Raw genomic sequence first — 12,826 nt, forward strand, 5'->3', positions numbered from 1 at the left:
CATGAGCCTCGCTGAACCCGCGACTCTTCCGGTCGCGACCTCAGCGCCGCCGCGCCTGAACATCTTGAAGCGGTTCACGACCCGCTTCAGAACCTCGCTGCCGGCCTATCTGCTGTTGCTGCCCTCGCTGATCTTCCTCGCGCTGTTCACTTACGGCGCGATGGGACGCGTGGTCATCGACGCGCTGTATCAGCGCGCGACGCCGAAGGCGCCGCTGCGTTTCGTCGGCCTCGACAACATCACCGCGGTGCTGGCCGACCCCGCCTTCACCGGCGCCGTCGTCAACAACCTCATCTACGCCTTGGGCACCGCGGTCCCGAGCATCGGCCTCGCGCTGTTGTTCGCGCTGGCGCTTGCGCGCACCAATGCCGTGACCAGCGCGCTGCGCGCCGCGCTGTTCCTGCCGGTGCTGATCCCGATGGTCGCAGCATCCGCGCTGTTCCTGTTCATCTTCCTGCCCAATGTCGGCCTGCTCGATTACTACATCGGCCGGCTGCTTCCGGTGCTGCCGAACTGGCTCGGCGATCCCGACATCGCACTCTACGCGATCATGATCATCACGATCTGGAAGAACGCCGGCTACTACATGCTGTTCTTCCTTGCCGGCCTCCAGTCCGTGCCCGAGGACGTGATGGAGGCTGCGCATCTCGACGGCGCCGGCCCCTTCTCGCGGCTGCGTTACATCATCCTGCCGGAGCTCAAGCCCACCTTCCTGTTCGTGATCGTGATCGCGACGCTGAATGCGGTGACGCAGGTCGACCACGTCTTCGTCATGACCAAGGGCGGACCGTCGAACGCGACCAATTTGGTGCTGTTCTACATCTACCAGCAGGCCGTCGAGCATTACGACATCGGCATGGCTTCGGCGGCAACGCTGCTGACGCTCGCCGCCTTGATGAGCCTCACCGCGCTGTCCTTCCGCACCATGGCGAAGCGCGAGGGCGGGTCATGAAGCTGATCGATCGCCTCTACAAGGACGCCCCGCTCGCCACCCGCCACGAGATCACGCCGAAGCTCGGCTTCCTGCTGACGGTCCTGCTCGCGCTCGCCTGGCTGATCCCGTTCCTGTGGATGGGCGTGGCGACGCTGCGCCCGGCATCCGACGGCATCAATCTGATGGCCGAGCTGGTGCCGAGCCTCAAACCGACGCTCGACAACATCAGGGATGCCTGGGAGATCGGCGACTTCCCGCGCTACTTCCTCAACACCACGATCATCTGCACCGGCATCCTCCTGGTGCAGTTCGTCACGATCACGCTCGCGGGATTCGCCTTTGCGCGGCTCGACTTCGCCGGCAAGACGCTGCTGTTCTACCTGTTCCTGATGCAGCTGATGCTGGTGCCGGTGCTGCTGATCGTGCCGAACCTGCGCATCGTCGCGCAGTTCGGCCTCTACGACACGCTCGCCGGCGTCATGATGCCGTTCTTCGCCTCGGCGTTCGGCACCTTCCTGATGCGCCAGGCCTTCGAGGCCATTCCGACCGAGCTGGAAGACGCAGCGCTGATCGACGGCGCCAGCCTGATCCAGCGCATCCGTCACATCTACATCCCGCTGTCGATACCGAGCTTCTCCGCATTCGCCATCATCTCGGTGACCAGCCACTGGAACGACTTCCTGTGGCCGCTGATGGTGATCAACTCGCCGGACAAGCGGCCGCTCACCGTCGGCCTGTCCGTCTTCACCGCAACCGCGGAAGGCACGCAGGCCTGGGGCACCATTGCCGCGGGCACGCTGATGGTGATCGCGCCGCTGCTCATCACCTTCCTGATCTTCCAGAAACGCTTCATCAGCTCTTTCGTCACCTCAGGCATCAAATAGGAGATTATCCGATGCTGTTCTCCCGCAGGCTCATGCTCGGCCTCGCCATGGCAGGCTCCATGGCGAGCGCTCTCGCCGTCCCGGCCATGGCCGAAGGTCCGACCGAGATCGACCTGTTCTTCCCCGTTCCCGTCGACGGCAAGCTCGCCCGCGACATGGGCACCCTGATCAAGGAGTTCAACGACGGTCATCCCGACATCAAGGCGACCGCGGTCTACACCGGCTCCTACGACGATACGCTGATCAAGACGCGCGCCTCGATCAAGGCCGGCAAGCCGCCTTCGGCCGTGATCATGTCGGCGAACTTCCTGCTCGACATGCAGATCGAGAACGAGCTGACCAATCTCGACGGCCTCATCGCCGCCGACGGCAGCACCAAAGAGAAGTTTTTGGGCCAGTTCTTCCCGGCGCTGCACGGCAACGCGGTGATCGACCGCTCGGTCTACGGCGTGCCCTTCCACAATTCGACGCCGCTGCTCTACATCAACGCCGACAAGGCCAAGGAAGCCGGCCTCGATCCGAGCAAGCCGCCGCAGACCTGGGCCGAACTCACCGACTGGGCCAAGAAGCTCACCAAGCGCGACGGCGACAAGGTGACCCAATGGGGCATCGCGATCCCCTGCGCCTATGATTATTGCGGCTGGATGATGGAAACGCTCACCATGACAAATGGCGGGCGCTACTACAACGAGGAGTTCGGCGGCGAGGTCTACTACGACACGCCCTCGATGCTGGGTGCGCTGACCTGGTGGAACGACCTCGTCAGCAAGCACAAGGTCCACCCGCCCGGCGCCACGCCCGGCCCGGCCGTCAGCACCTCTTTCATATCAGGCAACGCCGCCATGATGATGCTGTCGACGGGCTCGCTCACCTACGTGCGCGAGAACGCCAAATTCAACTACAAGGTCGCCTTCATCCCGCGCAACGTCCGCAACGCCGTGCCGATCGGCGGCGCCTCGCTGATCATTCCGGCCGGCGTCGAAGCCGACAAGCAGAAGGCCGCCTGGACGCTGATCAAGTGGATGACCTCGCCCGAGAAGAGCGCCTGGTGGAGCCGCGCCACGGGCTACTTCGCGCCCAACATGGCCGCCTACAAGACGCCGGACATGGTCGAGTTCCTCAACAAGAACCCGGACGCCAAGACCGCCGTCGAGCAGCTCGACGTCGCAAAGCCGTGGTTTGCGACCTACAAGACCGTGCCGGTGCGCAAGAACCTCGAGGACGAGGTAATGCTGGTCCTCAACGGCAAGAAGCAGCCGAAGGAGGCCCTGGTTGCCGCCCAGAAGGCTGCGGACGAGACGCTGAAGCCGTACAATGCAGAGACGTCGCTGAAGCTGCCGTAAGGCCAACGAAGCCGGCGAACGAACATCGGCGCTCCGCTATGCGGGGCGCCGAATTCGTTTGCGACCGGGGGAATACGACCATCAATGTTTACGATGCCGCAAGGCGCCTGACGTCGACCGCCTCGCCGCCGACTTCGGCAGCGCCCAATGGCGTGGTGACCTCGCTGACCTATGATCCAAACGGCCAGCTCATCCTGACCCGACAATCAGCAAGTGGTGCTGTTCTTCGTACCACCAGCGCGTCGGGCGGATTAGCGCCAGCGTAATGCGCCATCCACTCCGCGAGCATCACCTGCGTGATGGCAGGTCACCACTTCCTACTTTGCCGGCGGCCAGGTCGCCACTGTAGAAAAACAGCCGCCGCCGGGAACGAACGCGCGACGATGGTTGGGCATGTTGGGTACGATAGCGCAGGAGCCGGCGATGTCGTAGTTTGTCATGGCGGATTACGCTGACGCTAACCCGTCCTACGGGCTTCATTTCCATGACGCAGCTATTCTTCGAAATTCTTAGTCCGCTTCCTTTGACGCGGCGGCTTGATGCCCGCAAGCTGTTTGCTGTCTGGAGAGATGCTGCGCCGGATACTTTGCCTGATCGCATCGGAAGTCATGAGCCGCTTCGGTTGGATTTTTCAATAGACGATCTCGAAAGTGCATTTAGCATCTGGGAATATCATGTTTTGCTGAAGCGGGTCGCCAAGCCGAAGTTAACGTCGTCGATTTTTATGCAATATGGCCCCCACAGAAGGCACTCAACGTGGTCCATCAGTGTCGCTGATAGGAATCATGTTGATATGCGCTCCATGGAAAATCTTATCTCGGCATCCTCGGTCGAGTTTTCGGCAGATTTTGGATTCGTTCACTCGCCAAACCACTTTGACATCGATGTCGGTCTTGCCACTGAGACGGTGGCGTTTCTCGATGCGAAAAGATCGAAGAAGAGCCTCTTCCTCACGACTCATGTGCTGAATAAGTATCTACCAGACATCTATTGGATTACCGTCTTTGGCAAACCCTATGTTGACCTTTTTTCCAGGGGCCGGCTGCTATCGGCTCCGGCTTTTCAAGTTCGAGAGCTTAGCAATGGTTCGATATTGATGAAGCTGTTTGAGGATATTAGTTCTTGCGAAGAAATGGATTACGAGAAGCGGAAGAGGGAGGTGAAGCAGCATATCTCAGCAAGCGCATTCTTCGATTTGAGTAAGGCAACGAGCTATATCTATTCGGCTCCAGAATTTTTTTGGGGCGATATCGAGCAGTAAATTTTGCGGTGACAGAATTGGACCGGAATTACGACTGGACTGCCCCCTGAAGTGAGACACGACAATTCCCGTGACGGTGCCAGACTGGTTCGTCATGATCTGAGGATCGCGAAGACCAAGACGGCACGCGCCGCATATGGCGCCCAGCTCGTGCCGCACCCCAAAAAGGCCAGCATGGCATAATGCCACTGTTTTGCCCGACGCGTCAAACGATATTCGCAAAATACGAAATCGCGCCGACTTGAATCGCGACCGGCTGACGGCGCTGCCGGCTACGAAAACGAACCCGCGCCGCAGATGCGGGGAGCTTTGCCGGTTTGTCGCTGATTTGCTCGACGCTGCAATGACCTGACCGACCGGACCTCACGGCGGCGAGCCATCGCGCTTCTACTGTGCATGGGGTTGTTTTTCATGTCTTGCCGGAGCCCCGCATCGCTTCGGCCAGTCCTCATTAACCCCGCGTCCACCATCCGGCCCGGCGCGCCGCCGGTAACCATCGGAATTAACAGACCCTCAACGCAGCCACGACAAATTGACCGATGTTTCCGGAGATTTCCGCCGTGGATTTGTTGGTTGTCGAGTTCCTGGGTCTGGCATTGGTCGCCATGTGCGTGCTTGTCGTGGCGCTCCCGTGCGCCCGCAAATCCTCGCAGCGGATCCGGTACGAATAGGATTTCGGCGGAAAACCGCGATTCCGCCGCGAATGCAAGGCTCGAATTCGCTTGGAGCCCCTTGACATCACAGCGCTTTCGGCAGAACGGCTGATACCAAGTGTCATGGGCCGTTCATGGATTTGATTACCACCACCGCTGACCTCGCGGCTGCCTGCAGCCGGCTGGCCAAGCACCCCGTCATTACTGTCGATACCGAGTTCCTGCGCGAGACCACCTACTACCCGCTGTTGTGCGTGGTGCAGATGGCCAGCCCCGAGGAAGCTGTTGTCATCGACACCCTGGCCGAGGGGATCGACCTCAAGCCGTTCTTCGAGCTGATGGCGAACGAGGCGGTGCTGAAGGTGTTTCACGCCGCGCGCCAGGACATCGAGATCATCTGGCACCAGGCCGGCATCATCCCGCACCCGGTGTTCGACACCCAGGTCGCGGCCATGGTGCTCGGCTACGGCGACAGCATCGCCTATGACGCGCTGGTCGAGAAGGTCACCGGCCACCGCCCGGACAAGACCCATCGCTTCACCGACTGGTCGCGCCGGCCGCTGACCAAGGAGCAGATGCACTACGCGGTGTCCGACGTCACGCATCTGCGCGACGTGTTCGCCGCGCTCGATGCCGATCTGAAGAAGCGCCGTCGCAGCGAATGGGTCTCGATCGAGATGGAGGTCCTGACCTCGCCCAGGACCTACGACTTTCACCCCGAGCGCGCCTGGGAACGGCTGAAGACGCGGGTGCGCAAGCCGAAGGACCTCGCGGTGCTGATGGAGGTCGCGGCCTGGCGCGAGCAGGAAGCGCAGAGCCGCGACGTGCCGCGCGGCCGCGTCTTGCGCGACGAAGCCGTCAGCGACATCGCCACCCACGCGCCCAATACGATCGAGAAGCTTGCCAATCTGCGCTCGGTGCCGAAAGGCTTCGAGAAGTCCAAATGGGGTGCGGATATCGTCGCCGCCGTCCAGCGCGGTCTGGCGCGGGACCCTTCCACGCTGCCGAAGCTGGAGAAGCCGCGCAACAACAACAATGGCGCCGCGATCGTCGAGCTGCTCAAGGTCCTGCTGCGCATGACCGCCGAGCGCCATGCCGTGGCGAGCAAGGTGATCGCGACCGTCGACGATCTCGAGGAGATCGCGGCCGATGACGAGGCCGACGTTCCGGCCCTGCGCGGCTGGCGGCGTGAGCTGTTCGGCGATGCCGCGCTGAAGCTCAAGCGCGGCGAGCTCGCGCTCGCGATCGAGAAGGGGCGCGTGATCGGGGTTCAGCGGGCGGAGTAATCCGCGATCCCTCCCCAAGGTCGTCCTGGCGAACGCCAGGACCCATCACTCCAGGGAGGTGTTTGGCGAAGACTCCGCGTTCGGTACTCCGACCATCACTGATCGATAGATCACGCGGTATGGGTCCTGGCGTTCGCCAGGACGACACCGAGAGTTTGGTGAGCCGCTTCGCCGGAAATCAACGCCAGCCCTACGCCGGCGTCAGCTTCGCGACTTCGCCCTTCATGTCGTCAAGCACACCGGCGATCGCCGCGATCAGCTCGTCGATCTGGGCCTTGGTGGTGATCAGCGGTGGGCAGATGGCGATGGCGTCGAGCATGTTGCGCGAGATCACGCCGCGCTCCTGCAGCATGCGGCTGGCCATGCCGCCGACGGCACCGGGCGTCGCCGCGGCGGTCTTGCGGGCCTTGTCGAGCACGAGCTCGATCGCGGCGATCATGCCGACGCCGCGCACCTCGCCGACCAGCGGATGGCTGGTCAGCTCGCGCAAGCGGCCCTGCATGTAGCCGCCAAGCTCGGCGGCGTGCGCGACGAGTCCCCGCTCCTCGATGATCTTGAGGTTTTCCAGCGCAATCGCCGAGCCGACCGGATGGCCGCCGGCGGTGAAGCCGTGGCCGAGCACGCCGATCTTGTTGCTCTCGTCCGCGATCGGCTCGAACATGCGATCGTTCATGATGATGGCCGACAGCGGGAAGTAGCTCGAGGTGATCTGCTTGGAGACCACGATTGCGTCGGGCTTGATGCCATAAGTTTCGCAGCCGAACATCTTGCCGGTGCGGCCGAAGCCGCAGATCACCTCGTCGGCAATCAGCAGGATGTCGTACTTCTTCAGGACCGCCTGGATCTTGTCCCAATAGGTCGCCGGCGGCACGACCACGCCGCCCGCCCCCATCACCGGTTCGCCGAAGAAGGCGGCGATCGTGTCCGGTCCTTCCTTCTGGATCAACGCGTCGAGCTCCTCGGCGCGGCGCGTCGCAAAGGCCTCCTCGCTCTCGCCCGGCGCACCGTCCTTGTAGAAGTGGGGCGAGCCGGTGTGCAGGATGTTCGGCAGCGGCAGGTCGAACGAGCGGTGGTTGTTCGGCAGGCCCGTGAGGCTTGCGGACGCAATGGTGACGCCGTGATAGGCGCGCATGCGGCTGATGATCTTCTTTTTCTGCGGCTGGCCGAGCGAGTTCGAGCGATAGGCGATCAGCTTGAGCACGGTGTCGTTGGCTTCCGAGCCGGAATTGGTGAAGAACACCTTGCTCATCGGCACTGGCGCGAGTGCGACCAGCTTCTCGGCGAGGTCGATCGAAGGCCCGTGCGATTTGGCCGAGAAGGTGTGATAGAATGGCAGTGCCTGCATCTGCTTGTGCGCGGCCTCGACCAGCCGCTTCTCGTTGAAGCCGAGCCCGACGCTCCACAGCCCCGACATCGCCTCGAAATAGCGCTTGCCCGAGGCGTCGAACACGTAGGGCCCCTCGCCGCGCTCGATAACCAGGGGACCTGCCTGCTGATGGGCGCGTGCGTTGGTGTAGGCATGGAGCTGGTAAGCCACATCCCTGGCTTCTTGCGAATTGGGCAGCATGGACATTTGCGGGATCCCTTGAATCATCTCGTCGCCGGCGCGGCCAGCATCGCCGCTCAAACATCGAGCACCTTGGCTATTGCGACGGAGCCGAACTTGCAACGCTAATTCGTCGGCGACAAGCGCTCAGCAGCGTTGCGCAAAGCCGCACACACGGCGCGCTCAGGCCGCCATGGCGCCGCTGGCCCTGATCAGTTCGGCGCTGGACTGGAGTGTAGCAAAATTGGCGATGACATTCATCACCGACGGCTTGTAGTCGGCCGCTCCGCCCCCAGCCGGCAGCCGGCAGGCCACGGCATCGCCGACGACCCGGTAGCGATGGCTGCGGTGAAACCCATCGACGACAGTGGCAACAATGGTCTCGTCGAGGGAAAAGCCTGCCACCACGCAACGCACCTTGGGGATGCTCGACATATGGTCCGCAAACCGCGACGAGCTGTAGGCGGACGGCAGCGGATGCTCGAATGTCATCTCGCCCGGCTGCGGCCTCGCCTCCGGGATCCAATCGGTCAACCTGGATGACGGATCGAACCAGGCCGCCTGCGCGATGCGCTTCAAATGCATCACCGGCCACTGACGATTGCGCCACACCGCCAGCAGCTCCAGGCAGCGCGTCATGGCGGCGTCGCCTTCAAGAATGAATTGGCGACGCCCTGGGGTCAGATATTCGCCCTGGAGATCCGCACAGACCAGCACCAGCGGATCGTCGTTGACGGAGACCGGCATTTTCTTGCGCCGACCTGCACTCGTTTCAGCGATCGGCGAGTGCGAGGTCCCGAAGCGGTGATGTCACCGCCCGCCCCGCCGAGGCATCGAGCACGCCGGGACGGTCCCAGTCGCCCTCGGGACGGATGATCACGTAGGGATCGCTGTCCAACGTGATGGCATCCGGCCCCGGTTCGATCTCCAGCAGCATTTCCGTATAGGAGAAATCCGAGAAGGTGATCTTGCGGTTATGGCCGAGCGGCTTGGCGCCGAAATGAGCCCAAAAATCCACCAGCCGGTCCTGCGCCTGGCCATAGATCTTGCGGAACCCCTTGCGCTTCACGAAATCGATGCTCGCCTGCACCAGCTTGAACGAGAGGCGCGAGCGCCGATATTGGTGACGTACCGCAAGTCGCTCCACCTTGGCGAAGTCGCCGAAGAAGCGCACGCGCAGACAGCCCGCCGGCTCGTTGCCGATGTAGCCGATGAAATGTGCGGCGACCATGTCGTTGCCGTCGAATTCCTCGTCAAACGGGCAATCCTGCTCGGCGAGATAGACCGCCGAACGAATGGCCGTGACCAGCATGAGGTCACTCGGATTGCGCGCAAGGCGAATGGTGATGGCGCGGGAGTCGGGCGAGGCGAGAGGGATCCTAGTGCCGTGCATCTGCATAACTCCTTGCTTGGATGATCGCGCCAGGGATGCGCATCGGCTGCCGATGCCATGGGCGCTCGTAACACCAGAGGTCGGGCTGGAAGCTCGAAACGGGCGCAAATCCCGTCGCCCTCATGATCTCGCGTCCGGCCACGGTCGACGGCTGCGCATAGCAATCCGCGCCGCGAAATCTTCTCTGCCGCAGATGGGCCGCAGCCTTGCCAAGACCGGCAATGCCGCGGCCAGTCGTTGCGATTGCCCAGATGTAGATGGCTGCGACGTCATCATTGGCGGAAGCGAGATAATGTCTCTCGGGCGCGGTCAGGCAGATATCGTCGAGCAGTAAGGCATCATGCCCGCGCTCGTTGAGAAACAGGAAGGCCATGCCGCCGAGCAGGTGGCCTTTACGTGTAAATGTCAGGATGCTCTCGGGATCGAAGGCGAGATAGTTCGCAAGCTCGGTTGCTCCGATCTGCACGCCCGGTACCAGGCGGTGCGCCATCTGAGAAAGCGCCGCGATTTCGGAAACTTGCGCGCATCGGACATCCACGTCGGAGTTCATCGGCAAGGCGTCGAAATCATGCCTTGCGGCAAACGAGCCCCTTTCCATACTCATGTCGTCCCTCTACCATTCGGGGGTTTTGTACGCCGTTGCGAGCAGAAGCTTAACGGCTGGAGATCAGGAGTATGCAGCAAGTATTGCACCGCGGTGCTGCAATGATGCAGCACCATGAAGATCCGCTAAATGCGTCCTGGGACGATTTGAAACTGTTTTTAGCTTGCGCGAAATCTAAAAGTTTTCGCAACGCCGCCGAGGAGCTCAGACTCACCTCCACCACGTTGATGCGCCGGATCGACCGGCTCGAGGAGGGTATCGGTTGCAAGCTTTTCCTTCGTGACCAGAGCGGGCTCACGCTCAGCGACGAAGGCACCGCGATGATTGCCGACGTCGCGCATATGGAACGTCACGCCTTCAACGTCTTCCGTCGCGCATCGCGCACATCCAACGATACGACAGGCACGGTACGCGTCGCGGTGACGGAAGGTCCCGGCAATTTCTGGATCCTGCCGAGGCTGATCGACTTCCAGAAAACCTATCGCAAGATCACCGTCGACCTGCGTTGCGCCATGGAGCAAGCCGACGTAGCACGGCTGGAGTCCGACATCGCGATCCAGCTCGAGCCGCCGACCAATCCCGATCTCATCGTCGCCAAGCTCGGTCGGCTGCACATCTATCCGTTCGTCGCCAGGGACTATGCAAACCTCTACGGCGTGCCTGCAACGCTCGCCGAACTACCGAACCACCGCATCGTCAAGCAGAACGCGCCGCAGGTCGACGACAGCGCCTATGCGCGCGTCCTGGGGCTCAAGTCACTCGAAGGCATCGTCGGGATCAAAACCAACTCTTCCGTGGGCGTGCTCTATGCGGTCGAGCGCGGCGCCGGTATCGGCTTCCTGCCGACGGTGTCGATTGCGCTCGGTGCGCCGCTTGTCGCCGTCGACCTTGGCGTCAGCCACCACGCCGATCTCTGGCTCACCTATCACAAGGAGTTCCGCACTTCCGAGCGGCACAAGATCGTGGTCGATTGGCTGAAAAAAATCTTCGATCCCAAGATTTATCCCTGTTTCCGCGACGAATTCATCCATCCGAACGCGCTTGTGCCGATGATGACGGCCGCACGTGAAGGATTTGGATTGTCCGGGTACGTTGCGGCGACACCCACGTAAGCGGGGCTCACCACCGGTATTCGAAACCGACCGTGCCCTGGTGCGAGGTCAACTCGTTGCGGAACTTGCCGTCATAATTGACGTAGAGCCGCGCGGTGTTGGTCAGGCTGAGTGACACCGAGGCGCCGGCGTCCATGCCATAACGGCTCTCGCCGATGCCGGGGACGACAATGTTCTGGGCCCCCAGGCTGACCTGGACCGAACCCAGATCCTGATAGAAATTGTCGACGAACTTGCCGTAGGCTGAGAGGTCCAGAATTTTCTGGTCGAAGATGAAATAGCGCCCGACCTCGGCGCCGATCATGACGCGCGCGCGCGAGATCGCGCTCGAGCCGACGTTGAGCGGATCACGTCCGCCGGCCTCCTGAAATGCCGCGCTGGTGGCGCGCACATATTCGAGCGCGCCTTTCGGCACGATGCGCATCTGATCCTTGGTCCAGTAATAGCTGATCTCGGTCAGCGCGCCGTCGACCGTGGCGTGATAGCCCGCGACCGCAAGGCCAAAGCCGGTGTCGCGGCTGGAATGCACCTTGCCGAAACCGTGCACCAGAGCGAAGGCCCAGGTCCAAGGTCCCTTGTCGACGGAGCCGTTGAAGCCGATCTGGGTCAGATCGAGCGTGGCCGATTGCAGCGCGAGTGGCACGTCGACGTCGGTATGGCTCTGATCGACCGAGAAACCGAGATTGACGCCAGGCACGATCCGCGCACCGAAGCCGGCAACGCCCCCGAAGGTCTTCCGCTTGTCGCCGACGAAATCGCCCTGCGCATCGGTCCGGACCGACATGCCGTAGCCCTCATACCACGTGCGATAGCGGGGATCCTCCGCGCTCTCCGACGCGCCGCCGCCGCCAGCGTTGGTGCGTGATGCCCGGTTGATACCGTTCGAGGCCTGGTTGCCCAGCCGCTCCAAGAAATTCGAGCCGAGGTTGAGCGTGCTGTTGCCGGCCGATTGGTCGACATTGGTCGATGTCGGACTCGGGGTCGGGCTCGGGGTCGGCGACGGCCCGGGCGTCGGAGACGCAGCCGGCGTCGGGGTCTGCGCAAAGCCTGGGGTCGCCGGCATCATCACGACGACTGCGAGTGCCATGGCGATCGACGTCGCGACCCGGCGGACACGGTCCAGCCTGATCGTCTGCCGTATCCCGGTGGGCTGCGAGGCGCAGCGCATGACGACACATCCCTACACAAAAATGGCGGCTCGCAAGAAGGCAACACGAACGGCGAGCAGGTGCGGGGATTTGTGCTGAACTGCCACGAAGGGTCAACCGTTTGCGGCGCTATCGCCCGGGGGATTGCCCCGAATGTGGTTCCGCTGCCACAGGTCACAAATTGCAGCGGGACATTTCCGACGAAGTCTTGATATTTGCGCGCGGCTTGCTAGCGCGCGATTTTCGTGTTGGAATATCGCACACAATCGGAATTGGCCGCTCGGCTGTGCGTTTCGCGACAGACTCAAGACTCGAACAGACTTCCGGAAGCCCGTTTGTGACGTGGCACGCGAAAAGCGGCCGCGTCCTTTTTGTATCTAGCGGAGGAGACTAACGATGCCACAAAAGGGCACCGTCAAATGGTTCAACCCCACCAAGGGCTACGGGTTCATCAAGCCGAACGGCGGCGACAAGGATGTGTTCGTCCACATCTCGGCCGTCGAGCGTGCCGGACTCTCGACCCTCAACGAAAACCAGGTGGTTGAATACGACCTCGTGGAGAACCGCGGCAAAGCATCCGCGGAAAACCTCAAGGTCTCCTGATTTCTCTCGCGACGATCAGCGAGAGATCATGACGATGCCCCCGGCTCTGCCGGGGGATT

The 12,826-nt window shown here is 62.1% G+C and carries 12 protein-coding genes; 7 read left to right on the forward strand and 5 right to left on the reverse strand.

Going from position 1 to position 12,826, the window contains the following annotated elements:
- The first annotated feature begins 1 nt into the window (after nucleotide 1).
- The 5 genes from JQ621_RS04350 to rnd all read left to right on the forward strand — a co-directional run bounded on the left by JQ621_RS04350 (nucleotide 2) and on the right by rnd (nucleotide 6,361).
- Nucleotides 2-952: a carbohydrate ABC transporter permease gene (locus JQ621_RS04350; protein ID WP_212233162.1), complete on the forward strand. Its 951-nt coding sequence runs from the start codon at nucleotides 2-4 to the stop codon at nucleotides 950-952.
- Nucleotides 949-1,818, forward strand: coding sequence for a carbohydrate ABC transporter permease (locus JQ621_RS04355; protein ID WP_212233163.1), 870 nt, complete (start codon nucleotides 949-951; stop codon nucleotides 1,816-1,818). The genes JQ621_RS04350 and JQ621_RS04355 overlap by 4 nt, the downstream gene beginning before the upstream one ends.
- Before the next feature lie 11 nt (nucleotides 1,819-1,829).
- On the forward strand, nucleotides 1,830-3,161 hold the full coding sequence (locus JQ621_RS04360) for an ABC transporter substrate-binding protein (protein WP_212233164.1): 1,332 nt from the start codon (nucleotides 1,830-1,832) through the stop codon (nucleotides 3,159-3,161).
- 484 nt (nucleotides 3,162-3,645) lie between these two features.
- Nucleotides 3,646-4,422 (forward strand): hypothetical protein, encoded by a 777-nt coding sequence (locus JQ621_RS04365; protein ID WP_212233165.1) that lies wholly within the window; start codon nucleotides 3,646-3,648, stop codon nucleotides 4,420-4,422.
- 787 nt (nucleotides 4,423-5,209) lie between these two features.
- On the forward strand, nucleotides 5,210-6,361 hold the full coding sequence (gene rnd, locus JQ621_RS04370; RefSeq protein ID WP_212233166.1) for a ribonuclease D: 1,152 nt from the start codon (nucleotides 5,210-5,212) through the stop codon (nucleotides 6,359-6,361).
- A 190-nt stretch (nucleotides 6,362-6,551) separates the two neighbouring features.
- Here rnd and JQ621_RS04375 read toward each other — a convergent pair whose 3' ends face one another.
- From JQ621_RS04375 to JQ621_RS04390, 4 genes are all read right to left on the reverse strand, one after another.
- Nucleotides 6,552-7,934: an aspartate aminotransferase family protein gene (locus tag JQ621_RS04375; protein WP_212233167.1), complete on the reverse strand. Its 1,383-nt coding sequence runs from the start codon at nucleotides 7,932-7,934 to the stop codon at nucleotides 6,552-6,554.
- Nucleotides 7,935-8,090: 156 nt separating this feature from the next.
- The gene (locus JQ621_RS04380; RefSeq protein WP_212233168.1) at nucleotides 8,091-8,654 is read right to left on the reverse strand and encodes an isochorismatase family protein; all 564 of its coding nucleotides are present in this window, start codon (nucleotides 8,652-8,654) and stop codon (nucleotides 8,091-8,093) included.
- 25 nt (nucleotides 8,655-8,679) lie between these two features.
- Nucleotides 8,680-9,300: a GNAT family N-acetyltransferase gene (locus JQ621_RS04385; protein WP_212233169.1), complete on the reverse strand. Its 621-nt coding sequence runs from the start codon at nucleotides 9,298-9,300 to the stop codon at nucleotides 8,680-8,682.
- Nucleotides 9,287-9,904 (reverse strand): uroporphyrinogen-III synthase, encoded by a 618-nt coding sequence (locus tag JQ621_RS04390; RefSeq protein ID WP_212233170.1) that lies wholly within the window; start codon nucleotides 9,902-9,904, stop codon nucleotides 9,287-9,289. Before JQ621_RS04390 ends, JQ621_RS04385 begins: the two co-directional genes overlap by 14 nt.
- A gap of 71 nt (nucleotides 9,905-9,975) precedes the next feature.
- Here JQ621_RS04390 and JQ621_RS04395 point away from each other — a divergent pair, with 71 nt between their 5' ends.
- Nucleotides 9,976-11,016, forward strand: a complete 1,041-nt coding sequence (locus JQ621_RS04395) for a LysR family transcriptional regulator (RefSeq protein WP_212233171.1) — start codon at nucleotides 9,976-9,978, stop codon at nucleotides 11,014-11,016.
- A gap of 7 nt (nucleotides 11,017-11,023) precedes the next feature.
- Here the strand turns inward: JQ621_RS04395 and JQ621_RS04400 are convergent, their stop codons facing one another.
- Nucleotides 11,024-12,184: an autotransporter outer membrane beta-barrel domain-containing protein gene (locus JQ621_RS04400; RefSeq protein WP_212233172.1), complete on the reverse strand. Its 1,161-nt coding sequence runs from the start codon at nucleotides 12,182-12,184 to the stop codon at nucleotides 11,024-11,026.
- 376 nt (nucleotides 12,185-12,560) lie between these two features.
- Between JQ621_RS04400 and JQ621_RS04405 the strand changes: the two genes are divergently transcribed.
- Nucleotides 12,561-12,767, forward strand: a complete 207-nt coding sequence (locus JQ621_RS04405) for a cold-shock protein (protein ID WP_018645416.1) — start codon at nucleotides 12,561-12,563, stop codon at nucleotides 12,765-12,767.
- Nucleotides 12,768-12,826 lie beyond the last annotated feature (59 nt).

Source organism: Bradyrhizobium manausense (assembly GCF_018129685.1).
Classification (GTDB): domain Bacteria; phylum Pseudomonadota; class Alphaproteobacteria; order Rhizobiales; family Xanthobacteraceae; genus Bradyrhizobium; species Bradyrhizobium manausense_D.